This is a genomic window from Kushneria konosiri (assembly GCF_002155145.1).
Lineage (GTDB): Bacteria > Pseudomonadota > Gammaproteobacteria > Pseudomonadales > Halomonadaceae > Kushneria > Kushneria konosiri.
In genome coordinates, this window is sequence record NZ_CP021323.1 from 2,530,558 (window position 1) to 2,557,515 (window position 26,958).

The following is a 26,958-nucleotide window of genomic DNA, read 5'->3' on the forward strand; positions in this document are numbered from 1 at the left end:
TCAGCCACCTGCTACTGATTGGGGTATACTCGCCGCCGCCTGAAAGGGTGGGTGTCGATAGGACAGAGTCTTTAAAAATACAGTAGCAGGGGATGAATATGGCGCGGCAACGTCCGGGAATCTTGAGGCGTTTCAGGCGCATGAGTGGTGCCGGGCTCATGGCAACCGTGGTGCTCTACGGTCTCTGGTATTACCAGGAGCGCACATACTGGGCGCAGATGAGCTGGATGGGTACGCCCCAGGCCGAGGTCTGGTATGACTGGAAAACGCTTAACCGTACACTGCGCAACGATGGTTTTTTAACCGGCTGGTCGGATCTGCGTGCCAACCCGCTCTGGACTGTCTATCGTCTCGAGCGGGTGAATCATCCTTCCATTGGTGCACGCCCCGGACACTTCAGCGATGACTGGCGCACGATCTGGCCTGTGACCAGTGACGATTATACCGGCAGTGGCTATGACCGGGGCCATCAGGCGCCCAATTATGCAATTGCGGCCGTCTACGGCCGCCAGGCGCAGCTCGACACCTTTCAGATGAGCAATATTTCACCTCAAAGGCCTGATCTTAACCGGCGCGTATGGCAGCGGCTGGAGGAAGTGGTGATCGATGAGTTTGCCAGGCGTTTTGGTACGGTCTGGGTGACCACGGGTCCTGTCTTCGATGACGACGTCAGGCGCATGTCTTCGTTTATCGAAATTCCGGATGCGTTTTACAAGATTGTCGTGGCGCCTGGCCATGGCAATACGCCGTCCAGAATGATTGCCTTCATTATTCCCCAGAATGTTCGTGGCGATGAGCCGCTGGATCGTTTTCTGGTCAGTGTTGACGAGATCGAGGCGCGCACGGGATTCAATTTCTTCAGCGAGTTGCCGGATGATGTGGCTCGTCGGCTGGAGTCCGGGGTTCACGCTCAGGGTTGGGGGCTGGAGAAAGTGGCAAGGCAGCCTTCGCGTTACTGAGCGACTGTCATGGCGTCGAACGGCGTCATGATCTGCTACACGAGCGTATAGGTGTCAGTTGACACACAATTGCTGGCGTATTCGATGCCCGGTAAGGACGGTCAGAGAGCGTGCCAGAGCAGGGTGTCTGGAGTTTATGCTGACAGAAGGGTCGTATAGGGAAGATACATCTGAAAGGGATAAGGCAAAGGGGGGAAACATGGTGCCCGGGAAAGGACTTGAACCTTCACGACCATACGGTCACTAGCACCTGAAGCTAGCGCGTCTACCAATTCCGCCACCCGGGCAGGGTGTCAGCGGTTAAAAAACCGTGATGAAAGCGATGCCTGATCAACTGGTGCCCGGAAGAGGACTTGAACCTCCACGACCATACGGTCACTAGCACCTGAAGCTAGCGCGTCTACCAATTCCGCCATCCGGGCGTTGATCATGCTGTACTGCAGTTACCTGAAATCGTCAGGCCTTGAGCCTTTATCTTTCACCATCCCACTTGAAATCCTTTGTGAGATGGTGCCCGGAAGAGGACTTGAACCTCCACGACCATACGGTCACTAGCACCTGAAGCTAGCGCGTCTACCAATTCCGCCATCCGGGCAGGTGGGCCGAAATAATACGCAATTTTTTCAGCGATGCAAGAGGCAGGCGTCGGCAAAAGCCAATTTTTTACACCCTGCAACGTTTTCGGGGCAATAAAGGGTTTTGGGTCGCCCTGTCGAGACCGCTATAATCGCTGTCATGAAGACAAGACATCACACCATCCCGCGCCCGCTGCTCGCCATCTTGCCCGGTATCACAAGACAACCATTTCAGGGAAGCAATCTATGAGTCAATGGACGCCAGCCGACGATCCGCAGGCGGAACGTGAGGCCAGTCAATATGACAACCCGGTCCCCAGTCGTGAATACCTTCTGCAGATTCTGACCGAGCACGGCAAGCCGATTACACATGAAGATGTCAGCAAACTGCTGGGCATCAAGGATGAAGATCGTCTGGAAGCCGTCCGCAGGCGTCTTTCCGCGATGGAGCGGGACGGGCAGATACTGCGTCAGAAAAGCGGTGCCTTTGAAATCATCGACCCCGAATCCCTTTTGGAAGGGCGCGTGGTCGGCCACCGTGATGGCATTGGTTTTTTCGTCCGCGATGACAAGCAAAAGCCGGATCTGGTGATCCCGCCACGTCAGATGCGGCGTCTTTTTGATGGCGACCGCGTGCGTGTTCGTATCAGTGGCAAGGATCGACGCGGCCGGGAAGAGGCCAGCGTCAACGAGATTCTTGAGCGCAATACGCCAAGCCTGATCGGTCTGTATCGCAAGCGTGGCAGCGACATTGCCGTGGTCGTCCCCGAAAACAGCCGCATCGCTCACGAGATCATCATTGAAGACGGCGCGGCCAACGGTGCCGAGGATGGTCAGGTCGTCGAAGTGCGTATCACCACACAGCCCGGCCTGCGCCAGCAGCCCATTGGTGAGGTGACCGAAGTGCTGGGTGAGCGCATGGATCCCGGCATGGAAATCGACATCGCCATTCGCGAGCATGACATTCCGGCCGAGTTCCCCTCCGAAGTGCTGGACCAGATTCGCGACATGAGCGAAGAGGTGCGTGACGAGGACAAGCATCATCGCGTGGATCTGCGCGACTGGCCGCTGGTCACCATCGATGGCGAAGATGCCAAGGATTTCGATGACGCCGTCCATGCCTGGAAAACCAAATCCGGTGGCTGGAAGCTGATCGTGGCGATTGCCGATGTCTCGCATTATGTCGAGGTCGACTCTCCGCTGGATCGTGAGGCCTGGCAGCGCGGCAATTCGGTCTATTTCCCCGGTCAGGTCGTGCCCATGCTGCCGGAGCTGTTGTCCAACGGACTGTGCTCGATCAATCCGGACGTCGACAGACTCTGCATGGTCTGTGAGATGAATATCTCGCAGCGCGGCGAGATCAGTCGCTATAAGTTCTATGAAGGCGTGATGCGCTCGCATGCGCGGCTGACCTATAACAAGGTCGGCACCATGCTTGAAGATGCCGACAGTGAAGAAGGTCAGGCCCTGCGAAGCGAGTACGCCCATGTGGTCAAGCCGCTGGAGGCACTGCACGGACTCTACAAGACGCTGCGTCAGGCGCGCACCGTTCGTGGAGCCATCGACTTCGAGACCACCGAAACCCAGATCGTGTTCAACGAGCAGCGCAAGATCGAGCGCATTGTGCCGCGTACGCGCAACGACGCGCACAAGCTGATCGAGGAGTGTATGCTGGCGGCCAACGTGGCGACCGCGCGCTTTCTCGAAAAGCACAAGCTGCCGGCGCTGTATCGCGTTCACGCCTCGCCTACGGATGAAAAGCTGGCCACGCTGCGCGCTTTCCTCGGCGAGCTGGGCCTGACGCTGGGGTCCAGCGGCGAAAAGGGCAAGTCCACGCCGCAGGACTTCCAGAATCTGCGTGAAGTCATTAACGACCGTCCGGATGCCGACATCATTCAAACGGTCATGCTGCGCAGCATGAATCAGGCGGTCTATTCGCCACACAATGAAGGGCACTTTGGGCTTGCCTATGCCGCCTATGCCCACTTTACGTCTCCCATCAGGCGATATCCTGATCTGCTGGTGCATCGCGCCATACGCTCGGTCATCCGCAGTCAGCGTGAATCAACGCATGTGCAGCGTGTGGAAGGGGCTCCGGATAACGAGCCGCAGCGCTGGTGTCCGTACAACTTTGAGCAGATGGTCGCCATGGGCGAGCACTGCTCGATGACCGAGCGTCGCGCTGATGAGGCCACCCGAGACGTCGAGGACTGGCTCAAGTGTGAGTTCATGGCCGACAAGGTCGGTGACGTCTTTGAAGGGGCCATTGCGTCGGTCACACAGTTCGGGCTTTTCGTGCGGCTCACCGAGCACTTTGTTGAAGGTCTGGTTCATATCAGCAATCTGCCCTCTGACTATTATCAGTTTGAAGCCGAGCGGCATCAGCTCAAGGGCGAGCGCACCGGCGCGACCTATCGTCTGGGTGATGGCGTCACCATTCAGGTAGCGCGCGTTGATCTGGATGATCGCAAGATCGATTTCATGCTGACCGATGCGCAGCCCAAATCTCGACGCCGTATTCGCAAGCCCGGTGCCGATACCCCGGCCGCAGAGAGCAGCGCACCTGCCGAGGCGGAAAAGTCGAGCAAGAAACGTCGCAAGTCGCGGCCGGGCAAGAAGGAGCGTCTGCGCCGTCGGGAAGAAAAGGCCTCTGAAGTCAGCAGTACAGAAGCGCCTGATACGGACACGCTCAGGGCTCAGGAAGACGCCGCGGCGCGAAAGCCCCGCAAGCGTAGTGGCAAGCCTGCAACTGTCAGCGGCAGTGAGCCCGACAAGGGCAAGAGCGGCAAGAGCAAAAAGGGCGGCGAGAAAAAAGGCAAACGTGATACTGACAAGGGCCGTCGCAAGTCATGAAAGGCGATCATCAGCGCAGTGGCAAACGAGGTGGCGGTAACCCTCAGACGCAACGACGGCAAAATGGTCCGGCTCGTGACCGGCACCGTAACGGCTCGGCAGCCAGGGCTGCAGCTCCCAGGGGGCTGGATGCGGTACATGGTGTTCACGCTGTTGAAACCCTGCTGATGCGTCAGCAGGTGCCCTCACAGCTCTGGATACAGGAAGGGCAGGCGGAAAAGCGTCTGGCTGATATCCAGCAGCAGGCGTCGGCGTTGGGCGCGCGAGTGGTATTACAGCCGCGTGAGATGCTCGATCAGGTGGCCGAAGGTGCACATCAGGGAGTGATCGCCTTTTGTGAGCCTCTGGTGGCTGACAATGAGGCATCGCTTTTCTGGCAGCTCGAGGCCAACGCCGATCAGGCACCGCTGCTGCTGGTGCTTGATGGTGTTACGGATGTCCACAATTTCGGCGCCTGTCTGCGCTCGGCTGACGCTGCCGGGGTTATCGGTGTCATGGTGGCTCGTGATCGTTCGGCGCCGCTCAATGCCACGGTGCGAAAGATTTCCTGCGGTGGGGCCGAGAGCGTACCGGTCTATCAGGTCACCAATCTGGCTCGTGCGCTTGCGCGCCTGAAGGAATATGGCATGCAGGTACTGGGTGCCGCCGGTGAAGCGGATGTCTTCGTCCATGATATCGACATGCGTGGCCCCACGGCACTGGTCATGGGCGCTGAAGGCAAGGGGCTGCGTCGGCTGACCCGTGAGCACTGCGATCAGCTGGTCAAGCTGCCCATGGCGGGTCAGGTATCAAGCCTCAATGTATCGGTGGCTACCGGTATCTGCCTGTTTGAAGCGGTGCGTCAGCGACGCTCGTAGTGATCCTTTTGCTTGCAAGCGGCGGGCCATCTCCCTACAATTGTGCGGTTTCGCGGCGGCTACGGCCGCCGACTGCATTTGCAGACCATCGAAGCGGTAGCCTCGATGCTGCCCTTGTAACGAAAAATACCCTTCTATCAACTCCTTGCTTCCCATGACGGATGTATCTGTCATCGAGAAGCTGTCAAACCGAAAGGAGACACCATGCGTCATTACGAAATCGTGGTCATGGTCCACCCGGACCAGAGCGAGCAGGTGCCTGCCATGATCGAGCGCTATACAGGGCTCGTGACTGAAAACGGTGGCACTGTTCATCGTCTTGAAGATTGGGGCCGTCGTCATCTGGCCTACCCGATCAACAAGATCCACAAGGCTCACTACGTTCTGATGAACGTTGAATGCAGCGGCGAAACGCTGGCTGAACTGGAAAACATCTTCCGCTTCAACGATGCCATCATTCGCAACATGGTCGTGCGTTGCACCGAAGCTGTTACCGAAGCATCTCCGATGATGAAAGCGGCAGATGAAAAGGGACGCCGTCGTGAGCGCTCCGATGACGAACGTCCGCGTGAACGTTCCGATTCCGAAGAGTCGACCGAAGCTGCCTCCTGAGCTGATGCTCTGGCCTGAATCCACCCATTGGAGAGACTGACATGGCCCGTTTTTTCCGTCGTCGCAAGTTTTGCCGCTTTACCGCCGAAGGCGTGAAGTACATTGATTACAAGGACCTCGACACGCTGAAAGCCTACGTGACCGAGACCGGCAAGATTGTCCCGAGCCGCATCACCGGTACACGTGCACGCTATCAGCGTCAGCTGGCAACCGCGATCAAGCGCGCTCGCTATCTGGCCCTGCTGCCCTATACCGACAGCCACCAGTAAGCTGCATACGCCATGCAGGGTTTTGCTCGCTGGATAATGCAGAGTACGCCGCGCGCGGTTGGCGTGGCGCTACTGGGCTCACTGGTCCCATGGCTTTTCTGGCTGTCTGCTGCCATCAGTGCGCTGGTGACACTGCGCCGAGGCCTTGGGCCCGCATCCCCGGTAGTACTGGCCGCGGCACTGCCGGCAGGCTGGTGGTGGATGCAGGGCGATGCCATTCCGTTGGCCAGCATTCTGCTGGTGACGGTGATGGCCATTATTCTGCGTGAGCGGTTTCGCTGGGGTGAAACCCTGTTGGCCGGGGCCATTGTGGTGGCCGTGTTGATCCAGATCGGGATCTTCGCACCACCTGATGCCTCGCAACTGATTGAGGAAGTGCGTTCCCAGGCGCCTGATATTGACGAACTGCTTCGGCAGTACGCAAGCCAGGGCGTGCCGGTTGAAAGACTGGCGGTGCTGATGATCTCGGCCGTGACCGGCCTGATGGTCATGCTGGCCGCAACCGCCTGCCTTGCGCTGGCGCGAAGCTGGCAGGCAGCCCTGTACAACCCGGGCGGTTTTCGAGACGAGTTCCATCGCTTTCGTTTGTCGAAACTGGAGCTGGCTGGCGTGGTTCTGATGACCGCTGTCGGTTTTCTGGGGGCGTTGCCGGGGGCCATTTTAATGGCCTGGGTTCCTCTGTTGGTAGCGGGCATTGCCCTGGTGCACGGTGTGGTAGGTGTAAAGTCCATGAGAGGGTTCTGGCTGGTCGGCTTTTATGCCTTGCTGCTGACCACCTGGCCCACGTTAGTGATAGTGCTGCTGCTGGCGCTGATAGATACCTTTGCGGATTTCCGCACGCGTCTGATCGGCAGTCAACGTTAAGAGGTCCACGAGATGGAAGTCATTCTGCTCGACAAGCTCGGCAAGCTGGGAGAACTGGGCGACCAGGTCAGCGTCAAGCCGGGTTATGGTCGTAACTACCTGGTGCCCTACGGCCTGGCCGTTCCGGCAACCAAAGCCAACGTCGACGCTTTCGAAACGCGTCGCGCCGAGCTTGAAGCCAACGCCGCCGAGCGTCAGGCCGAAGCTGAACGTCGCGCTGAAGAGCTGTCCGAGATCGAGCTGTCGCTCGTTGCTCGCGCAGGCGATGAAGGCAAGCTGTTCGGTTCCATTGGTCCGCGCGATCTGGCTGATGCCATCGCTCAGGCTGGTATCGATGTCGCGCGCAGCGAAGTTCGCATGCCGCTGGGCCCGATCCGTCAAACTGGCGAATACGACATCGAGCTGCGTCTGCACTCTGATGTTACCGCCAGCGTTCGCGTGGTCGTGGTTGCTGAATAAGCCATATCGATGGCACTGCGCATATCCATGATATGCCATGAGAAGGGGCACCTTGTGTGCCCCTTTTTTTAATGACCGCTTTAATGGCTGTCTTCGTGTGGAAGGGTCATGACATGCTCTTCCCGCGAGCGTAGGCTATGATCCTGCGCTGAATCACTCTCCCGGGTAAGTCGTCACATGGTTAATCGTCGTCATGAGTGAAATGATCGAGTTTGATCAGGAAACCGCTGCGCTCAAGGTGCCGCCACACTCGCTTGAAGCCGAACAGTCCGTACTGGGCGGCCTGATGCTGGACAATCAGGCCTGGGACGAGATTGCCGACCGTCTGGTCAGCGATGATTTTTATCGCATCGAGCATCGCGATGTTTTCAAGGCCATGGCCCGTCTTGCAGAAGAGGGACGGCCGCTTGATGTGGTAACCCTTTCCGAAGAGCTTGAATCACACGACCGGCTGGACCGCGTCGGTGGTCTGTCCTATCTCGCCGAACTGGCCCGCAACACACCGTCTGCCAGCAACATTCGCGCCTATGCCGATATCGTGCGCGAGCGTGCCACCCTGCGAAAGCTGATTGCAGCAGCCAACCAGATCGCAGAAGGCGCCTTCAATCCTCAGGGACGCAACGCAGACGAGCTGGTCAACGAAGCCGAACGGCTGGTGTTTCAGATTTCCGAATCCCGTCCCAAGAGTGGCGGTGCCATTGGCATGAGCGACCTGCTCAGCAAGGCTGTGGACCGTATCGATGAGCTTTTCAACCTCAAGGGGCAGATGACGGGGCTGTCGACCGGCTTTCGTGATCTGGATGACATGACCTCCGGTCTTCAGCCCTCTGATCTGGTGATCGTGGCGGGGCGCCCTTCAATGGGCAAGACCACCTTTGCCATGAATCTGGTCGAGCATGCTGTAGTGAGCAGCGACAAGGCCGTGGTGGTGTTTTCAATGGAGATGCCGGCAGAGTCTCTGATGCTGCGCATGATCTCCTCGCTGGGTCGCATCGATCAGACCCGCGTGCGTAACGGCCAGCTCGAAGACGAGGACTGGCCGAGACTGACCTCGGCGGTGAACCTTCTCAAGGATAAACAGCTCTACGTCGACGATACTGCGGCCCTGTCACCCAATGAGATGCGCTCGAGAAGCCGACGTATTGCGCGCGATGCCGGTGGCATCGGATTGATCATGATCGACTATCTGCAGCTGATGCAGGTACCCGGGCTTTCGGAAAATCGTACCGCTGAAATCTCGGAGATTTCGCGCTCGCTCAAGGGGCTGGCCAAGGAGTTCAACTGCCCGGTCGTGGCCCTGTCGCAGCTCAACCGCTCGCTTGAGCAGCGCCCCAACAAGCGTCCGGTCATGTCGGATCTGCGTGAATCCGGCGCCATCGAGCAGGATGCGGATGTGATCGCCTTTGTCTATCGCGACGAGGTGTATAACAAGGACAATCCCGATAACAAGGGGCTGGCCGAGCTGATTATCGGCAAGCAGCGTAACGGACCCATCGGTACCGTGCACATGGCCTTTATCGGCAAGTTCACCCGATTCGAGGATCTCGCGCCGGGTAGCTACGGCCAGTACGAAGAGTAAATGGCGCCTCGTGCGCCCCAAGACACGACGCCATCGGCGTCATTTCCCCTTTTCCTGATAAGCCTGACAGGAGTCAATATGCCGGCTGGATACCGTCGCGGCGGACGTCGTCAACCCAAACTGGAAGCACGCGGTACGCTTGAAAGCGTCGAAACCGAGGGCCCCTTCAAGGAATGGCTGGGCATGCCGGATCTCTACCGCCATACCCTGACCGTCAACGGCGAGGTCTACTCCTACCAGGTAGAAGAAGCCGAGTTGGATGTATCGATCGGCGACTACGTCGTTTTTCGTTACAAGGAAACCAAGGCCGGGCGCTGGATTGATCGTCGCTCGCTTGGGGTTGCCATCGACCCTGCGACCTTCAATCGCGAATAATGGCCAGAGGCCCTGATCGGGCATCTTGGCGATAATCTGCGGGACCGGATGGTGACATCCGGTCCCGTTTGCATTCTGACCGCGACGATGGAAATATCGGTCATTCCATTTGAAATGAGAAGCATTGTTATTTAAATTCAGGGCTCTATCCGTTCAGGCGGTGTCAGTGACCGAGTAATTCTTTCGCCCGGTCGATACGCCGTCCTCAAAACCCGCACAGGAGTGGTATTGAAGAAGATGGTGATCTCATGAGTCAGGCCGATTTTCTTCCCGTCAGCGGCGCTCAGGCCGGCATCTGGTACGGCCAGCAGAGCAGTTCCTGTCAGGGAGGATATTCCACTGCACAGTGCCTGGAGTTCACCGGCAATATTGATGTCGACAGGCTGGCGCAGGCTGCCTCGATGGCCGTCAGGGAGGCCGATGGTCTGTTTGAGGGTTTTATCGCCACTGACAGTGGCCCGGCCAGACTGGCTGTTGGCGGCGCCAGGCACGCCGAAGACGTGGAGGTCATCGATCTGCGCGGCAGTGATGGTGCCCGCAAGCGGGCCTGGCAGCAGATGTCCGAGCGTCGTGAGACTCCCTTTGCGCTGCAGCAGGGGCCGCTTTATCGTCAGGCCATCTGGCGACTGGCGGATGACCATGTGCTCTGGTGGCTCAACATGCACCATGTTGCGGCCGATGCCTGGGCCTATGGGCTGATTCAGCAGCGCGCGGCCGAGCACTATATCGCGCTGGGCAGGGCAGAGGCCGTGACGCCTGCCTGGTATGGCCGTATTGAGAGCGTTATCGAAGAAGAGCGGCGCTACCTTGAAAGCGAGGCGCTCAAGCAGGACCGCAATCACTGGCAAGGCGTTTTTGCCGACGACCCCGAGCCCGTTTCTCTTTCGGGACGGTTTGCTCCGGCGCAGGCTTATGCCCTGCGCTGTGAAATGACGCTGGACCAGGCGCAGAGCAGGCAGTTTCATGACCTGTGTGTCGAGCACCGCCAGGGACTGGCCGAAACCATTCTGGCGGCCAGCGGTGCCTGGTATGCACGAATGTGTCAGCGGCCTGATGTCACGCTGGGCGTTCCCATGATGGGTCGCATGCAGGGCGCAGCACTGCGCACGCCCATGACGCAGGTCAACATGCTGCCGCTGCGCCTGAAAGAGGATTTCAGCGCCACGCCGATACAGTGGTGTCAGTCCGCGGCACAGTCGTTGAATACCCTGCGGCGTCATCAGCGCTATCGCCATGAATGGCTGTTGCGCGATCTGGGGCGCCGGCCCGGCCGGCGTCCACTGCTGGGCATGCACGTCAATGTCCTGCCCTTTGACTCAAGCGGTCAATGGCCGCAGAGCCGGGTTCACAAGCATCATCTGGTGGCCGGGCCGGTGGATGATCTGGTCTTTTCGGTCTATCTCGGCGGTGACAGTGAGGCCACGCGTCTGGCGCTTGATGGCAATCCGGCACTTTATGACCAGACCGAGCTCGAGTGGCATCTCGCTCGGCTGGCGCAGTGGCTGGTGGCGTTCATGGCATCTCCCGAAATCCCGGTGGGTGAGCTGACGCTGACCACCTCCCGTGATCGTCAGGCGCTGGCCCGATTCAACGCCACGGATCACCCTGTTGAAACCACGCATATGGCGACGCTGTTTGAGCGTCAGAGCCATAAAACGCCCGGGGCGACAGCGCTGATCGCGGAGGGCATAGCGCTGAATTATCAGGCGCTGGGATATCAGGTACAGGCGCTGGCAGATTTTCTGATCGAGCAGGGGGTATGCCCGGGTGATGCCGTCGGGGTGGCTCTGCCGCGCTCGCTGGAAATGCAGGTGGCGCTGCTGGCGATTCATCATGTGGGCGCCGCCTGGCTGCCGTTGCCACTGGAATATCCCGACGCGCGCCTGATGGATATCGTCACGCGCGCCACACCGCGCCTGATTTTGAGTGATGAAATGCAGCGTGCGCGCTTTTCACCGGGCCTCGTACGGGTCTTGACGCTGGCAGAGACCGATGAGTGTCAGGCGTTGACCCCCGGCAGCGCTGCCCAGCGCGATGCCGAGCTCGGCGCCTACATTCTTTTCACCTCCGGCTCGACCGGCAAGCCCAAGGGTGTGCTGGTGGAGCATCACGCCATCGTCAATCGTATTCTCTGGATGCAGGGCCGCTATTCGCTGGGCGAGGGTGACCGGGTGTTTCAGAAAACGCCCAACGGCTTTGATGTATCGGTATGGGAGTTTCTCTGGCCCATGATCAGTGGCGCAGCGCTGGTCATGGCGCGCGAGGGTGGACATCGTGATCCTCGCTATCTCATCGACACCATCATCGAGGAAGCCATCACCACGCTGCATTTTGTGCCCTCGATGCTCGATATTCTGCTCGATGAATTAAGTGATCAGGACATCAGGCGCATGACTACCCTGCGTCAGGTATTTGTCAGTGGCGAGGCGCTTTCACGTGATCTTGAACATCGTTTCCTGACGCGCCTGCCCGGGGTAGCCCTGCACAATCTTTATGGCCCGACCGAGGCGGCGGTCGATGTCAGTGCCTGGCAGTGTCACGCGGCGGATACAGACAGCAGTGTGCCCATCGGGGCGCCTATCTGGAACACGCGCCTGCATGTGCTGGACGCCAGTTTCCAGCCGGTGCCGGTCGGAATGGCCGGAGAGCTTTACATCGCCGGGCGCAATCTGGCGCGCGGATATCTGGGGCAGCAGGAATTGACCGCCGAGCGTTTTGTTGATTGCCCGGCACTCGAAGCCGATTCGAGACTTTATCGCACCGGCGATCTGGCACGCTGGCGCTTTGACGGTGTGCTCGAATATCTCGGGCGTATTGACCATCAGGTCAAGCTGCGCGGTCAGCGCCTGGAGCTCGGTGAAATCGAGTCCGTCATGCTGGCTTTTGATGGGGTGGCGCACGCCGTGGTCAGCGTTCATGGCAGCGGCAGCAATGCGCGACTGGTCGGCCATGTGGTACCCAGCAGCAGCGGTACGCTGGTCATCGAGTCGCTCAAGCGCCATCTGGCCCAGGTGTTGCCGGATTATATGGTGCCCGGTGTGATCATGACGCTGGACGCACTGCCGCTGAGTCCCAACGGCAAGCTGGACCGTCGGGCGCTGCCGGCGCCCGAGGCCGGGGAGGAGGGTGTGGCACCAGGTACCCCTCGCCAACAGATCATGGCCGACCTTTTTGCCGAGGTGCTCGGGCTTGAGCGAGTCAGCATTCGGGATAACTTTTTCGATCTTGGTGGCAACTCGTTAAACGCACTGCAGTTGATACGTCGCCTTAATGAGGCACTGGGATCAAATTTCACCATTGCCACGCTTTTCGAGGCCTCTACCATCGAGGCGCTGGATGCACTAGAGACGGAAGGGGGCGCGACCAGAGGGCTGGATGTTGTCCTGTCATTGAGGGAGAGTGGCGAGGCGTCGCCTATCTTTTGCGTCCATCCGGCGGGCGGGCTGGCCTGGTGCTATGCCGGCCTGGCGCGCACGCTGCCTTCACGCTATCCCCTGTACGGTCTGCAGGCTCGAGGGCTTTTGCCTAACGGCCAGCGGCCGGAAACCATGGAAGAGATGGCGCGTGACTACATCGCGCAGATACGGCGTATTCAGCCTCGAGGCCCCTATTATCTGCTGGGCTGGTCGGTGGGCGGCATGATTGCGCACACCATGGCGGCCCTGTTGGAAAGAGAGGGTGAGAACGTGGCCATGCTGGCACTGCTGGATGCCTATCCGGCTGATCTATGGCGTAACATGACGCCACCGGATGAAGGCATGGCGCTGGAGGCACTGCTGCGTATTGCCGGGCTTGCCGACACGACACTTGCCATCAATGACGGGTCGCGTCGAGCTCAGGTCATTGCGCTTTTGCAGCGCGAGGGCAGTGCGCTCGGGCAGCTGTCATCACAGACGCTGGACGCTCTGGTGGATGTGGTCATCAACAACAGTCGTCTGGTACGTGACACCCGCCATCTCGTTTACCACGGTGACATGCATTTCTTCACGGCGGCCACGCCTCGGGAAGAAGACTGGCTCGACCGCCGCGCCTGGCAGCCCTATATCGACGGTCGCATCCTTAATCTGGATCTACCGGCCACGCACCCCGAGCTGATGCACGAGACGCATCTGACAGCGATCGCTCGGCATTTGATGGAAGTCCTTGAACCCCGAACGGCCGATTGCGACAGCGCGTTGTAATGGCACATCGTCCCGAGACCCTCATGGTTGAGCTCTTCCGGCGCCGCACGCTGGTCGGGCTGGGAGAGATTCACTGGTGCCCGCAGGTGATGGAGGCCATCACGGCGCTGCTTGAAAGTCCGGCACTTGAGGGAACCTTTGACGATATCGTGGTCGAATTTGGCAGTGCCCGTCATCAGGCATGGCTTGATCGCTATATCAGTGGTGAGGACATGGATGACGCCGGGCTTGAGGCTGTCTGGCAGGACACGCTTTATTTTCTGCTGTGGAGCCCAACGGTCTACGCCAATTTTTTCAGACGACTTCGCGCTGTCAATCTTGGGCGTGCTTTCGAGCATCGTGTTCGGGTGGTACTGGCCGAGCCGGCGATCGATTGGGAGACGCTGGATGGTGAGGGCTTTGCCCGCTGGCATGAGCAGCGTGAAAGGGCCTATGCTGAATGTATCAAGCAGGAAGTGCTCGGGCGGGGGCGTCGCGCGGTACTGATCTTCGGACTGCGCCATCTGACGCATCATTCTCTGCCAGATGCGCCCTATCGACCGTTGGCAGAGCGGCTCGTTAAGCGTTACCCAGGGATTATCGAGCTGATTCATCCCTATCATGGGGAAAAGGGCGTCTTTTCAGGCGATCACCTTTACCTTGATGTACGTCATAATGGTCTAATGTTACCTGCCGCTGCCGAGTCTTCGAGCGGCCCTGCCATGATCGACCATATCTGGTTCCTCGGTGACCTCGAGCGCCGGATTGCGTTACCTGATGCACTTTTTGCCGATATGACCTGGCTTGTCACGATCGTGACACGACTGCAACGTCTGGGCGAAGACCATGTTGCGCGTGCCCGACGTCTGATGACAGCGCCGCAAAGGGCCATCTTCGATGATTGCCTGGCGCGCCATCAGGGGAACATGCAAAAGGGCCCGGCAGAGTAGCATCAGGACAACACTGGAAAGGCAATGCTGGCGCTGACACGGAATTGTCATCCGGCATTGTTACTCTTTCGACAACTTATAGAAAAGACATAAAGATGACCATCGCCGAGCGAGCGATGAGAAGATAGCCCAGGGAGGGTTACATGGAATTACATCAATTAAAAAATGCCGCGTCACACCATCGTGAAATGGAAGTGCGCGTTGTACGCAATACCCTTAGCCATATCTATCAGATCGAATGCGAAACCATCAGCGGTGACCTGCAAAAGCTCAGCCGTCGCGGCAAGCCCTGCCTGTTCCGCTCGGTCGATGAAGCCATCGATCAGCTGCTGGTTGCCGGTATCCGTCATGCCTGGATCGTGCGTCAAAGTGAAGAAGACGGCAGTGATAGTTCACGGCGTCTGGTTCAATTGGGCAGCCTGCCCGAGCTGGCCATCGCGATCTGATCATCGCACATTCAATTGAGGCGCATGCCGCTAAAAACACCAACACCTGACCTTTCATTTGAACGATCTCGCGCCGGCTTCTTGCCGGCGCTTTTCATGAGGGGGTGAGTCAACTGCCGCCTTTTCCGGTATTGCGCTGATACCCCGCCAGATGATCCCCCCGTCCGTAGGCTGGTTCATAATCCAGCTGATCCAGAAAGCGAATGGCCTGTTCGCGCAGGGCCTCGCGCTTGTCGCTGCTCATTTTGTTGAGCGAGCCATAAATGAGCTTCATGCGCTGATTGCCGGCCAGCTGCTTTTCGTGGCGTTCCAGAAAATACCAGTACAGGCTGTTAAAGGGGCAGGCGTCCTCTCCGATGCTTTTTTTGACATCAAAGCGACACTGCTGGCAGTGGTCCGACATGCGATCAATGTATTTGCCCGACGCACAGTAGGGCTTTGAGCCCAGATAGCCACCATCGGCATACAGCACCATGCCCAGCGTGTTGGGCAGCTCCACCCACTCATACGCGTCGATGTAGACCGCCAGATACCAGTCGCAGAGGGCTTCGGGGCGCACGCCGCAAAGCAGGGCAAAATTACCGGTGACCATCAGCCGCTGAATGTGGTGGGCGTAGGCATGATCCCGGGTCATCTCGATGGCACGTCTCAAGCAGCGCATGTCGGTGTCGCCGGTCCAGTAGAACGCGGGCAGGTCCCTGTCGGCCTTGAGATCGTTGCGCTGCTTGTAGTCCGGCATGTTCAGCCAGTAGATGCCGCGTACATACTCGCGCCATCCCAGAATCTGTCGGATGAAGCCTTCCGCGCAGTTGAGCGGGACACTGCCATCACGCCAGGCGTTTTCTGCTGCCTGGCAGACCTCCAGCGGCCTGAGCAGCCCGGCATTGAGCGCACCGGACAGGCGTGCATGATACAAAAAGGGGTGCTGGTCGCTGATGGCGTCCTGATAGTCGCCAAAAAAGGGCAGGGCGTGCTCGACGAAATGATTCAGATCGTTGAGTGCCTGACGTCTTGTGACGGGCCAGTTGAATTTTTCAAGCGTGCCAAAGTGCTCGCCAAAATGCGCCTCGACCAGTGCTATGACTTCTCGGGTCACCTGATCCGGCTGGTGCTGCGGCGGCTCTGGCGGGTCAACGTCTCTGGGCAGAGGCTTTCGGTTGTCGTGATCGAAATTCCACTGCTCCCCCTGCGGATTATTGTTTTCATCCATCAGCAGGCCGGTTTCGCGACGCATCCAGCGATAAAAGTGCTCCATGCGAAATCGCTGGCGGCCCTGAGCCCACTGATTAAACGCCTCCTGCGAGCAGAAAAAACGATCATCGGCCACCATGTACCAGGCCGGGGTGTTGCCACGTCGTTTCTGAATGCGATCCAAAAGGCGCCACTCGCCCGGGCGGGTCACCCGAATCTCGTCACAGCCATAAAGCGTGGCCACGCGTTCGGCTTCACTGATCAGATCCTGGGTATTGTCGTTGTCGTCCAGACAGGTGTAGTGCACCTGACGCCCCCGTTGGCGAAGCGTTTGTGCGAAATGGCGCATGGCAGAGAAAAGAAAGGTGATCTTTTGCGGATGATGAGGCACATAGCGGCCTTCCTCTTCCACCTCGAACAGGGCCACCGGGGCATTTTCTGGTGCGCCTGTCAGAACGGGCAGATCCTCGGTCAGTTGATCCCCAAGGATTACGATCAGCGGTTGAGACATTTACACTCCCTGAATGTAACGAATAGGGACATTTCATCAACGCGGCTTTGGCGACGCTGATAGAATAATTTCATTAAAATTGATCATTTTGAGGGTGCGTCTAATCAAGACCCTCTGGTTACTGCAAGGAGTATAGACATGGCGCAGGCCCCCTTCGGCGTACTGCTGGCCAATCTTGGCACCCCGGACGAGCCCACACCTTCAGCCGTGCGGCGATATCTCAGCGAATTTTTATGGGATCGTCGCGTCATCGATGTGTCTCGTCCGCTCTGGTGGTTCATTCTCAATGCCATTGTATTGAGAACGCGCCCGAAAAGGGTCGCCGAGGCTTATGCCAGCGTCTGGGAAGAAGAGGGGTCGCCGTTGCTGGCCATCGGTCGACGCCAGCAGCGCGCGCTCAAGGCGCAGCTGGATGCGCAGTACGGCTGTGATATCCCGGTCGAGCTGGGCATGACCTATGGCAGACCCACCATGGAAAGCGCCGGTCTGAGCTTTCGTCGGGCCGGGGTCAACCGCATCGTGGTGCTGCCGCTTTATCCGCAGTACTCCCGCTCTACCACGGCGGCCGTCTTTGACCGTCTGGCCGATGCCCTCAAGCCGTGCCCGGATATCCCCGAGATGCACTTCATCCGTGATTATCATGACGACAGCGGCTATATCGCGGCGCTGGCCGAAAGTGTTCGTGAACACTGGGCCACGCGTGGCAAGCAGAACCACCTTTTGATCTCCTGGCACGGCATCCCTAAGCGTTATGCCGAGGAGGGTGACCCCTACCCGAAACACTGCCGCGCCACCAGTGAGGCTCTGGCGCGCGAGCTGGGGCTTGAGGACAGTCAGTGGACCATGACCTTCCAGTCACGTTTTGGTCGGGAGGAGTGGCTCAAGCCCTATACAGATGAAACGCTCAAGAACTGGGATGTGAAAACCACACCCGGCATTGATGTCATCTGTCCGGGCTTTGCCGCGGACTGCCTGGAGACGCTTGAAGAGATTCAGGTAGAGAATCGCGAATATTTTGTTGAGGCCGGTGGGGAAGAGTACCACTACGTACCAGCGCTCAATGATCGCGAAAGTCACATTGACGCGCTGGCGAGTCTGATCGAGAGAAACACGCGTAACTGGCGTTAAGGATCAGTATACGGTAGTCAGCGCCTCACGGACTGTGGCGCTGACCACTGCCGGGATCTTCCGGATGCGGTGTGTCCGGTTCCTGTCCAACATCCTCTTCGCGAAGCTCGCTGGGCGCGCCGGTGGTCGAGGGGTCGCTGGGCAGCTTCTGGTGCAGTGCCACCTTGGCCAGCAGGTGGGCGCTGATGGGTGCCGTGATCAACAGGAAAATGGTGACCAGCAGCAACTGGATATGAAAGGTGCGCTCGATCAGTAAGAAATAAAACATGCAGGCCACCAGAATCAGCCCGACGCCCAGTGTCGTGGCCTTGGCCGGCCCATGCATGCGCAGATAGAAATCACGCAGGTGTACCATACCGAAGGAGCTGATAAAGGTAATCAGCGCGCCGGCGATCAGAAAAAAGGCCGTCAGGGCCTCAAGTGCCGTATCGATCCATGCCTTGTCCAGCCATGCCATGGTGATCTCCTATTCGATGATGTCGCCGCGCAACAGATACTTGCACACGGCCACGGTACTGATGAATCCAAGCATGGCAATCAGCAGGGCACCTTCAAAATAGACTCGGGTGCTCAGCCAGATCGTGTACAGGATGATCAGGGCGATGCTGTTAACGTACATGGTATCAAGCGCGATGATTCGGTCGGCCAGTGAAGGGCCCACCAGCAGCCGATAGGCGTTGAGCACAATGGCCATGGCGACCAGAAAAAAGCTGATCCACAGCGCAATACCGATCATTCGTAAATCTCCATGAGCGGCCGCTCGTAGCGGTTATAAATCTCTTCGATGATGCCCTGCTCATCGTCGGTATCCAGCACGTGAATCAGCAGGCTGCGACCATCGAGCCTCAGATTGGCTGAAATGGTCCCCGGTGTCAGGCTGATGGTACTGGCCAGCAGGGTGATGCTGAAGTCGCGTTTGAGCGTGAGTGGATATTCGATAAAGGCCGGTCGAGGGCGGCGCCATGGACGGGCAATCAGCCAGGCGACCTGAAGATTGGCAACCAGAATATCCAGCATGACGCGCAGGGTATATCTCAGCAACAGCATGGGTTTTTTGACCGCTGGCTGAGCGTCCCAGAAGCGCTGGGTCATCAGCGGGATCGCCACGCCCAGAATGACCCCCATGATCACGGAGCCATAGGTGATGCTGTCCGACAGCATGATCCAGACCAGTGTCAGAATCAGTGAAAGAATCGGTCGGGGAAGACAGCGTTTAATCAGCATCGACAGACTCTCCTGACATGACATGACCCAGCACGGCGCTGCGATATTGAACGGTATCGGCGAGCTGCTCGGCCGTGGCGGTGGTGTAGCTTCCGATGGGGCCTGCCAGCACCACCAGTATGGGTGCCGAAGCCAAAAGCATTACCGTGCCTGTCAGCTTGCTGCGGGAAAGAGGTTCACCGACCGGGTCGCCGTTGCTGTGACGCCAGAAAACGGTCGATCCGGCGCGTGAGGCTGCCACGACGCCTGCAAGGCCCGACAGCAGCAGCAGCGGCCACAGCCAGAGCCCCTCTGACAGCGTGGCAGTCGACATCAGCCATGCCTTGGCCAGTGCCCCGGATAGCGGGGGAAGGCCGGCAGAGCTGACGGCGCCAAGCATATAAAGAGCGCTGAGCAGGGTGGCGTACCTGAATTTTCTGCCCCGTACAATCCGGGTGCCGACCTTGCCACGCTGGTCGGCAATCATGTCGGCCAGCAGGAAAAGCCCGCCGTTGACCAGCGTGGTGTGCAGCATGTAGAACAGCATCGCCCCCCTCGACGCTGTTCCTTCCATGCCCAGACCGCACAGCAGCGTCCCGATCGAGATCAGCATGAAATAGGAAATCTGCATGCGCAGGTCGCGTGCCGACAGTACGGCCAGAGTCGCCAGACCCAGCGTTGCCAGTCCGCCCCACCACAGCCATGGTTGTGCCAGCAGTGAAAGGCCACCGGCCTGTTCACCAAAGATCAGGGTGAACACACGCAAAATGGCGTAGATGCCGACCTTGGTCATGATGGAGAACAGGGCTGCAATGGGGGCCGGCGCCGAGCTGTAGGCCCGTGGCAGCCAGAAATAAAGCGGTAGAATGGCGGCCTTGAGCCCGAAGACCACCAGAAGCAGCAGGGCGCCTGCGCGGACAAGGCCCTGCCGATCCGCCGGCAGTTGACCGACACGCTCGGCCATATCGGCCATGTTGAGCGTGCCGATACTGCCATACAGCACGCCCAGCGCGATGAGAAACAGCGACGAGCCGGCCAGATTCAGTACCACATAGTGCAGCCCCGACTGCACACGTGCCTTGCCGCCACCGTGCATCAACAGCGCATAGGAGGCCAGCAGCAGCACCTCAAAAAAGACGAACAGGTTAAAAAGGTCACCGGTCAGAAAGGCACCGTTGATCCCCATCAGCTGTAGATGAAAAAGCCCGTGAAAGTTGGAGCCCTGATTGTCCTCACCGCCACTGGCATGAATGACGCTGCCCAGCGCCAGAAGCGCCGTCAGTAGTACCATCATGGCCGACAGCCGGTCGGCTACCAGAACGATGCCATAGGGCGCCTGCCAGTTCCCCAGTCGATAGACCAGCGTCTCGCCGCCGGCGACCTGGCTGACCAGCCAGAAGGCCACGGCGACCAGCAATGCCGTGGCCGTAATCGAGATGGTGCGTCGGACCGGGTCAACCCCTTCACGCTTGCGCAGCAGAATAATGGCCACCACCAGGGGCAGCAGAACCGGGAAGATGGGCAGATGCTGCATCACGCCTTGTTCTCCCGCGGATCTTCACGGTCGGTACGGCTGCCATCGACACTATCGCTGCCCAGGTCGCCCCTTGAGCGCATCGCCAGAATGATGGCAAAGGCGGTCATGGCAAAACCGATGACGATCGCGGTCAGCACCAGTGCCTGGGGCAGTGGGTCAGCATAGTGGTCGCTGGTACCCACCAGTGCTGCACCATGCGTGGTCAGTCCGCCCATGGAAAACAGAAACAGGTTGACGGCATAAGAGAGCAGCGTCAGCCCGACGACTACCGGAAAGGTTCGCCCGCGCAGGGTCAGATAGACTCCGCTGGCCGTCAGGATACCGGTAGTGATGGCATAGAGCGCTTCCATCAGGGGATGTCCTTGTTGGGTCGGTGTGCAGTGGTGAGCTTGCCCAGATTGGCCAGAATCATCAGCGTGGCGCCAACGACGGCCAGATAGATGCCGCCATCAAAGATCAGGGCGCTGGCCAGTTCGATATCGCCGATCAGGGGCAGATGGAAATGATCGAAGGTTGAGGTCAAAAATGGATAGCCAAACAGCCAGCTGCAAAGACCGGTAAAGGTCGACAGGGCGACGCCGGCAATGGCGATGGGCTGGAACTGGAAATCCAGTCGCTGCTGTGCCCACTCGACACCGCGCGACATATACAAAAGGATCAGGGCCACGGCCGTGATCAGGCCGGCGATGAAACCGCCGCCGGGCTGATTATGACCGCGCAGGAAGATAAAGAACGACACCAGCAGCGCCAGCGGCAGCAGGGTCTGCGAAACCACCATCAAAAGTGTGGGGTGTCGATCATCGGACCACAGACGACCTTCCATGTCGGTCGCCGGCATGAACAGACGAAGCCGGTTAAGCAGCTTGAAGATCGCAAGTCCTGCAATGGCCAGCACCGTGATTTCACCCAGCGTATCGAAGCCGCGGAAGTCCACCAGAATAACGTTGACGACGTTGTGCCCGCCGCCGCCCGGTACGCTTTGATCGATGAAAAATCGCGAAATACTGTCAAGATCCCGCGTCAGAACCGCAAAGTTGAGGCTGGCCACGGCACCACCAAATCCGATCGCGATCAGAACGTCGCGTACCACGCGAGCACCCGCGGACTCCTTGGGCGTTTTCTGTGGCAGGAAAAAGAGGGCCAGCATCAGCAGAATCATGGTGACTACTTCGACAGACAGCTGTGTCAAAGCGAGATCAGGCGCCGAGAAGCGGGCAAAGGTCAATGAAACCACCAGTCCCACCACGGAAAGCATCAGCAGTGAAATCAGGCGGTAGCGATGCAGGGCAGCCGTTAATACACCGCCCATGATCAAAAGCCCGGCGCCCAGTGCCACGACCGGATCCAGCGTCTGCTGTTCGAGGTTACCGGTCAACCTGTCCAGATCTGCCAGACCAAGCGCCATGGCAAGCACGGAGACGCCCAGCAACAGGAACATGTAGCGCTGCAGCGAGCCGTTTTCGAGTCGATCGATCAGACGCTGACACAGCCCCACCAGTCGCTGAACAAAAGCCTCAAAGATGTAGCGCGCATCCTGGGGGCGAAACTGGCGGTTGAACCGCATCATGTGACGATGAAGCAGATGCAACACAATGCCACCGGCCACCACGGCGACGCTTAACAAAAGGGCCGCATTGATACCGTGCCAGAGCGATAGATGAAACTCCGGCATTTGTCCGGAGATCGTTGCGCGAGCGGCCTCCTCGAGTACCGGGGATTGCGCCAGGGTGGGCATCAGTCCAATGACAATACACAGTGCCACCAGCAGCTCGACCGGAAACCGCATCAGCCAGGGGGGCTCATGAGGCTTTTTGGGTGGCTCCTGACGCGGGCGCCGGAAAAAGGTGGCATAGGCCAGGCGCAACGAATAGGCCACCGACAGCAGACCACCAAGGCCGGCCAGCAGGGGAACAATCCAGGCCAGCCCGCCAAACTGCTGCGAGGCCAGCGCTTCGGTAAAGAACATCTCCTTGGAAATGAAGCCGTTGAGCGGTGGAATGCCGGCCATCGAGATCGTGGCAATGCAGGTGAGAGCCGTCGTGATCGGCATCAATCGATAAAGCCCGCCGAGTTTTCGGACATCGCGCGTGCCGGTTTCATGATCGACGATACCTGCCGCCATGAACAGCGAGGCCTTGAACAGGGCGTGATTGATGATGTGAAACAGAGCGGCAATCAGTGCCAGTGGATTGCCAAGCCCCAGCAGTGAGGTGATCAGGCCGAGATGACTGATGGTGGAAAAGGCCAGAATGCCCTTGAGATCGGTTTTTAAAAAGGCAAACCAGGCCCCGTATACCAGCGTGACCAGACCGGTCAGCGTTACGAGTACCGTCCAGAGTTCGGTGCCTGACAGCGCCGGATGCAGCCGCAGCATCAAAAAGATGCCCGCCTTGACCATGGTGGCCGAGTGCAGATAGGCCGAGACCGGTGTCGGGGCTGCCATGGCGTGAGGCAGCCAGAAATGGAACGGGAACTGGGCCGACTTGGTAAAGGCACCCAGCAGAACCAGCACGAGGATGGCCGGGTAGAGCGGGCTGGCCGTGATCAGGTCATGGCTTTCAAGCACCGTCTCGATGCTGTAGGTGCCCACGACCTTGCCAATCAGCATGATGCCGGCCAGCAGCGCCAGACCACCAGCGCCGGTCACTGTCATCGCCATGCGCGCGCCCTTGCGCGCCGTCGTTTCATGCGACCAGAAACTGATCAGCAAAAAGGAAGAGATGCTGGTCAGCTCCCAGAACCCCCAGAGCAGCAGCAGATTGTCCGACATGACAATGCCGACCATGGAGGTCATGAACAGGATCAAAAAGGCATAAAACCGCGACATCGAGTCCTGCTCGGACAGGTAGTAGCGGGTATAGAGAATGATTAAAAGACCGATGCCAATGATCAGCAGTAAAAAGAGCAGCGACAAGCCATCCAGGCGAAAGGCCAGCTTAAGGCCAAGCGCTGGAAGCCACTGCAATGAAGTGCGCATGACCCCTTCACCGTCATGCCCCAGATAGAAATAAAGAACCAGGCCAAGTGCGATGGCAGGTGCGATGGCCGTGGCCAGGGCACAGACGGTTCTGCCACCCCGTATGGCAAGCGCGGGCACGAAAACGCCCAGAAAGGTCAGCAGAGGGATCCAGGGCAGGGTCATGAATACTTGTTTCCTGATGAATGGCTTCCAGTGTACGAACTATTCGACATGCCACGATGACCGGTGGCCTCTGGTTCAGGGCCGAAACAGGACGGACGACGGACATCATGAATAGACGACACAGCGAGCAAATCCCGCAGTGCAGCATGCGTCAGTGATTTCTTGCAGGGCCGATCAGAGATATCGAACAGATACCCGCCATGGGCGGGAAGCCGCCTCCCGCCATGGGGTCGGCCCTTGTTATTGGTCCCTTGCGAAATGTTGCGCTGTGCAACGACATCAAGCAGTTAGGCGATTCTCCCTTGCAGATGACGTGCTGGCAATACCCCCGGTGACGCCCTGGAGGCCTTTTCACTGTCAAGCCGGAATCTTAAGGTTAAATGATTGAAAAATGCAGGTCATTCCCGCTGTAATGTGATCCTACCATAGCATACCAGGCCCGATTTGCTGCTTTCTTCCATAAACAGGCAAGGATGTGAGCGGCATCCACGATGCCGCAAAAGACGACAATATCGTCCCTTCGGGTAACACAAGGAGAGAGCACATCATGCAGATTGCCGTGTTGTTCGGATTTGCGCTGGCCATCCTTGTCCCTTTTCTATCCCGCTGGTTCGGCACTCGTACCGGTGCGGTGCTGGCTCTTTATCCTGCAAGTATTGCTGTCTGGCTGGTTTCGCTGGCACCGGCCGTACTGCAATCGGGCGGCATTTATTTCGAGCAGGCCTGGGCGCCGAGCCTTGGGCTGAGCTTAAGTTTCTGGCTGGATGGCCTATCGCTGCTGTTTGGTCTTTTGATCAGCGGTATCGGGACACTGATCATTCTCTATGCCAGTGGCTATCTTCATGGTCACCCTCAGCTTGCCCGCTTTTATGTACTGATCCTGTGTTTCATGTCTTCCATGCTTGGCGTTGTCATGGCGGATGGCCTGATGACCCTGTTCGTCTTCTGGGAGCTGACCAGCATCACCTCTTACCTGCTGATCGGGTTCAACCATGAGGATGCTGCCGCCCGGAAATCGGCTCTTCAGGGGTTGCTGGTCACCTTCACCGGTGGGCTGGCGCTCATGAGCGGTCTGATTCTTCTCAATGTGGCAGGCGACAGCTGGTCGCTTCAAACGCTGCTTGGCAGTGGCGACGCGCTTCGTAACCATGCTCTCTATCTACCGATGCTGCTGTGTCTTCTGGGCGGGGCGTTCACCAAGTCGGCCCAGTTTCCGTTTCATTTCTGGCTGCCCAATGCCATGGCTGCGCCGACGCCGGTGTCGGCCTATCTGCACTCGGCCACCATGGTCAAGGCCGGAATCTATCTAATGGCGCGTCTCCAGCCGGGTCTTGGCGGCACCGAAGCGTGGATGACCCTTCTTTGTGTCATTGGGGCGATCACCATGGTTGTGGGTGCCTTTCTGGCGATTCGTTATACCGGCATCAAGAAAGTGCTGGCCTACTCCACGGTCATGGCGCTGGGCACACTGACGATGCTGCTGGGGATCGGTGGCAAGGCGGCCATGATTGCCTTTGTGACCTTTCTGACCGCGCATTCACTCTACAAGGGGGCACTGTTCATGGTGGCGGGCGCGCTCGACCATGAAACAGGTACCAAGGATATTGATGAAATGGGCGGTCTGCGTCGAGCCATGCCGGTGACGGCGCTTTGTGCCTTCGTGGCCGCCCTGTCACTGGGCGGCGTGATTCCGTTGTTCGGGTTTGTCGCCAAGGAGCTGATGTTTGAAGCCGTGCTCGATGCGCCTCGCTTCACCGGTTTCCTGATCGGCATGAGCCTGCTGGCCTCCATGCTGGTGGTCGCCGCCGCGGCAATTGTGTCCTTGAGACCCTTTTTCGGCGCGCTCAAAACAACGCCAAAAACGCCCCACGAAGCACCGCTGTCCATGCTGGCAGGCCCCTGTGTACTGGCCGGGCTATCGCTGGTGCTGGGTGTCATGCCATGGCTTGCGGGCGACGGTCTTTTGAACGCAGCCGCCACGGCAGTCATGGGCACCGAGGTAGTGTCGGATCTCTATCTCTGGCATGGCATTAACACGGCGCTGATGATGTCGCTGGCCAGCCTGTGTGTCGGGCTGATGATTTGCTGGCGATGGCCGGGCGTGAGAAGCGTAATTCATCGGTTCAGTCCGGTACTGGATCGCGGCCCGGAGGCCGGATACTGGAAACTGATGGATCTGCTGGTCCGCGTGGCGCAGTGGCAGACACGCCTGCTCCAGAGTGGCTACATGCGCAACTATCTGATCCTGACGCTTCTCAGTTTTACGGGATTGACCGGCTATACGCTGCTGGTACGTCATGGCCCGGCATTTGATCTGGCGCTGGATGTACGGCTACAGGAGATGGTGGTGGCGATGGTGACGGCGGCCAGTGCCATTGTGGCCTGCATGATGCGCTCACGTCTGGCCGCCGTGGCCGCGGCAGGCGTGATGGGCTTTGGCATCGCGCTGATCTTTTTGCTGTTCAGTGCGCCGGATCTGGCCATCACGCAACTTCTGATCGAGACCCTGACGGTCATTCTGCTCATTCTGGTGCTGTTTCGGATGCCGCAGTTTTCGAATTTGTCGACGCCGATGGAGCGGGTCCGGGACATGCTGGTGGCCGTGCTTACGGGGGGGCTCATGACCCTTCTGATTCTGACAATACTGGGACAGGGCCATCTGTTTACCTCCATCTCGGAGTACATGATCGACAACAGCGTGCCGCTGGGTCACGGCCATAACATCGTCAACGTGATTCTGGTCGATTTTCGTGCGCTCGATACCCTGGGTGAAATCTTTGTGCTGTCTCTGGCGGCCATCGGTGTGCTGGCCATGCTCAGATTGCAGGCAAAAGAGAGGAAGACGCCATGAAAGCAGGCACGCTGATTCTCTCGGTCGCTGCACAAACGCTGGTGCCGCTACAGATTCTGTTCTCGCTGTTTTTGCTGCTGCGCGGTCACGATGAGCCCGGTGGCGGCTTTATCGCAGGCCTGGTCGTGGCAGGTGCCTTTGCGCTGCATCAGTTCGTCAATGGTCCTCAGGCTACCCGGCGTCTACTGCGAGTGGACCCGCGAGACTGTATTGGTTTCGGGTTATTGCTGGGAATCGGCTCGGCCTTTCCGGCCTGGTGGCAGGGGCAGGCGTTTTTGACCGCCCAGTGGTGGGAGATTCCCGGGCTCGGAATCAAGCTTTCTACACCACTGATCTTTGATATCGGCGTTTATCTGGTGGTGCTTGGGTCAGTGTTGACGGCCGTGATCAACCTGACGGAGGTCGACAAGGATGAAGCATGACGTGCGCGTACCATT

At 58.6% G+C, this 26,958-nt stretch carries 22 protein-coding genes and 3 tRNA genes; 15 read left to right on the forward strand and 10 right to left on the reverse strand.

The genetic code is table 11. From position 1 onward, the window contains the following. Nucleotides 1–140 precede the first annotated feature (140 nt). Entirely contained in the window at nucleotides 141–959 is an 819-nt protein-coding gene (locus B9G99_RS11690) for a DNA/RNA non-specific endonuclease (RefSeq protein ID WP_227875798.1), read from the forward strand. 200 nt (nucleotides 960–1,159) lie between these two features. Here the strand turns inward: B9G99_RS11690 and B9G99_RS11695 are convergent. The 3 genes from B9G99_RS11695 to B9G99_RS11705 form a co-directional block, all read right to left on the reverse strand. After that, nucleotides 1,160–1,246 (reverse strand) — tRNA-Leu (locus B9G99_RS11695). Between the two features lie 48 nt (nucleotides 1,247–1,294). Beyond that, a tRNA-Leu gene (locus tag B9G99_RS11700) sits at nucleotides 1,295–1,381 on the reverse strand. An 86-nt stretch (nucleotides 1,382–1,467) separates the two neighbouring features. Beyond that, nucleotides 1,468–1,554, reverse strand: a tRNA-Leu gene (locus B9G99_RS11705). A 226-nt stretch (nucleotides 1,555–1,780) separates the two neighbouring features. Here B9G99_RS11705 and rnr point away from each other — a divergent pair. From rnr to B9G99_RS11760, 11 genes are all read left to right on the forward strand, one after another. Then, a complete protein-coding gene (gene rnr / locus B9G99_RS11710; protein ID WP_086622310.1) occupies nucleotides 1,781–4,387 on the forward strand; it encodes a ribonuclease R in 2,607 nt (868 codons plus the stop codon). Next, a complete protein-coding gene (gene rlmB / locus B9G99_RS11715) occupies nucleotides 4,384–5,244 on the forward strand; it encodes a 23S rRNA (guanosine(2251)-2'-O)-methyltransferase RlmB (protein WP_086622311.1) in 861 nt (286 codons plus the stop codon). Before rnr ends, rlmB begins: the two co-directional genes overlap by 4 nt. Nucleotides 5,245–5,448: 204 nt before the next feature. Beyond that, nucleotides 5,449–5,856, forward strand: coding sequence for a 30S ribosomal protein S6 (gene rpsF / locus B9G99_RS11720; RefSeq protein ID WP_086622312.1), 408 nt, complete (start codon nucleotides 5,449–5,451; stop codon nucleotides 5,854–5,856). Between the two features lie 41 nt (nucleotides 5,857–5,897). Further along, complete coding sequence (gene rpsR, locus B9G99_RS11725; RefSeq protein WP_086622313.1) at nucleotides 5,898–6,125, forward strand: 30S ribosomal protein S18; 228 nt, start codon at nucleotides 5,898–5,900, stop codon at nucleotides 6,123–6,125. Between the two features lie 12 nt (nucleotides 6,126–6,137). Then, the gene (locus tag B9G99_RS11730; RefSeq protein WP_086622314.1) at nucleotides 6,138–6,989 is read left to right on the forward strand and encodes a hypothetical protein; all 852 of its coding nucleotides are present in this window, start codon (nucleotides 6,138–6,140) and stop codon (nucleotides 6,987–6,989) included. Between the two features lie 12 nt (nucleotides 6,990–7,001). Then, nucleotides 7,002–7,448 carry a 50S ribosomal protein L9 gene (gene rplI, locus B9G99_RS11735; protein WP_086622315.1) on the forward strand — a complete coding sequence of 149 codons (447 nt, stop codon included), beginning with the start codon at nucleotides 7,002–7,004 and terminating at the stop codon, nucleotides 7,446–7,448. Between the two features lie 193 nt (nucleotides 7,449–7,641). Further along, nucleotides 7,642–9,027, forward strand: a complete 1,386-nt coding sequence (gene dnaB, locus B9G99_RS11740) for a replicative DNA helicase (protein ID WP_086622316.1) — start codon at nucleotides 7,642–7,644, stop codon at nucleotides 9,025–9,027. Nucleotides 9,028–9,105: 78 nt separating this feature from the next. Further along, the gene (locus B9G99_RS11745; protein ID WP_086622317.1) at nucleotides 9,106–9,402 is read left to right on the forward strand and encodes a hypothetical protein; all 297 of its coding nucleotides are present in this window, start codon (nucleotides 9,106–9,108) and stop codon (nucleotides 9,400–9,402) included. Nucleotides 9,403–9,650: 248 nt separating this feature from the next. Then, a complete protein-coding gene (locus B9G99_RS11750; protein WP_086622318.1) occupies nucleotides 9,651–13,583 on the forward strand; it encodes a non-ribosomal peptide synthetase in 3,933 nt (1,310 codons plus the stop codon). Beyond that, entirely contained in the window at nucleotides 13,583–14,512 is a 930-nt protein-coding gene (locus B9G99_RS11755; protein ID WP_086622319.1) for a hypothetical protein, read from the forward strand. Before B9G99_RS11750 ends, B9G99_RS11755 begins: the two co-directional genes overlap by 1 nt. A 143-nt stretch (nucleotides 14,513–14,655) precedes the next feature. Continuing rightward, the gene (locus B9G99_RS11760) at nucleotides 14,656–14,958 is read left to right on the forward strand and encodes a hypothetical protein (protein ID WP_086622320.1); all 303 of its coding nucleotides are present in this window, start codon (nucleotides 14,656–14,658) and stop codon (nucleotides 14,956–14,958) included. Between the two features lie 109 nt (nucleotides 14,959–15,067). Here the strand turns inward: B9G99_RS11760 and B9G99_RS11765 are convergent, their stop codons facing one another. After that, nucleotides 15,068–16,660: a cryptochrome/photolyase family protein gene (locus B9G99_RS11765; RefSeq protein WP_086622321.1), complete on the reverse strand. Its 1,593-nt coding sequence runs from the start codon at nucleotides 16,658–16,660 to the stop codon at nucleotides 15,068–15,070. Nucleotides 16,661–16,798: 138 nt separating this feature from the next. Between B9G99_RS11765 and hemH the strand changes: the two genes are divergently transcribed. Then, nucleotides 16,799–17,788 (forward strand): ferrochelatase, encoded by a 990-nt coding sequence (gene hemH / locus B9G99_RS11770; protein WP_086622322.1) that lies wholly within the window; start codon nucleotides 16,799–16,801, stop codon nucleotides 17,786–17,788. A gap of 25 nt (nucleotides 17,789–17,813) precedes the next feature. Here hemH and B9G99_RS11775 read toward each other — a convergent pair whose 3' ends face one another. Genes B9G99_RS11775 through B9G99_RS11800 form a run of 6 tightly spaced genes read right to left on the reverse strand, consistent with a single transcriptional unit; the run spans nucleotide 17,814 to nucleotide 23,670 of the window. After that, entirely contained in the window at nucleotides 17,814–18,245 is a 432-nt protein-coding gene (locus B9G99_RS11775; protein WP_174678767.1) for a Na+/H+ antiporter subunit G, read from the reverse strand. Nucleotides 18,246–18,254: 9 nt separating this feature from the next. After that, on the reverse strand, nucleotides 18,255–18,524 hold the full coding sequence (locus B9G99_RS11780) for a K+/H+ antiporter subunit F (RefSeq protein WP_086622323.1): 270 nt from the start codon (nucleotides 18,522–18,524) through the stop codon (nucleotides 18,255–18,257). Then, on the reverse strand, nucleotides 18,521–19,012 hold the full coding sequence (locus B9G99_RS11785) for a Na+/H+ antiporter subunit E (protein WP_086622324.1): 492 nt from the start codon (nucleotides 19,010–19,012) through the stop codon (nucleotides 18,521–18,523). The genes B9G99_RS11780 and B9G99_RS11785 overlap by 4 nt, the downstream gene beginning before the upstream one ends. Next, complete coding sequence (locus B9G99_RS11790; protein ID WP_086622325.1) at nucleotides 19,002–20,528, reverse strand: monovalent cation/H+ antiporter subunit D; 1,527 nt, start codon at nucleotides 20,526–20,528, stop codon at nucleotides 19,002–19,004. The genes B9G99_RS11785 and B9G99_RS11790 overlap by 11 nt, the downstream gene beginning before the upstream one ends. After that, the gene (locus B9G99_RS11795) at nucleotides 20,525–20,878 is read right to left on the reverse strand and encodes a Na+/H+ antiporter subunit C (RefSeq protein WP_086622326.1); all 354 of its coding nucleotides are present in this window, start codon (nucleotides 20,876–20,878) and stop codon (nucleotides 20,525–20,527) included. The genes B9G99_RS11790 and B9G99_RS11795 overlap by 4 nt, the downstream gene beginning before the upstream one ends. Further along, nucleotides 20,878–23,670 (reverse strand): monovalent cation/H+ antiporter subunit A, encoded by a 2,793-nt coding sequence (locus B9G99_RS11800; RefSeq protein WP_086622327.1) that lies wholly within the window; start codon nucleotides 23,668–23,670, stop codon nucleotides 20,878–20,880. The genes B9G99_RS11795 and B9G99_RS11800 overlap by 1 nt, the downstream gene beginning before the upstream one ends. Nucleotides 23,671–24,217: 547 nt before the next feature. On the opposite strand from B9G99_RS11800, the gene B9G99_RS11805 reads away from it, so the two are divergent. Both B9G99_RS11805 and B9G99_RS11810 read left to right on the forward strand, forming a co-directional pair. Continuing rightward, complete coding sequence (locus tag B9G99_RS11805) at nucleotides 24,218–26,521, forward strand: putative monovalent cation/H+ antiporter subunit A (protein ID WP_086622328.1); 2,304 nt, start codon at nucleotides 24,218–24,220, stop codon at nucleotides 26,519–26,521. Next, nucleotides 26,518–26,943 (forward strand): Na+/H+ antiporter subunit B, encoded by a 426-nt coding sequence (locus B9G99_RS11810; protein ID WP_086622329.1) that lies wholly within the window; start codon nucleotides 26,518–26,520, stop codon nucleotides 26,941–26,943. Before B9G99_RS11805 ends, B9G99_RS11810 begins: the two co-directional genes overlap by 4 nt. Nucleotides 26,944–26,958: the final 15 nt, after the last annotated feature.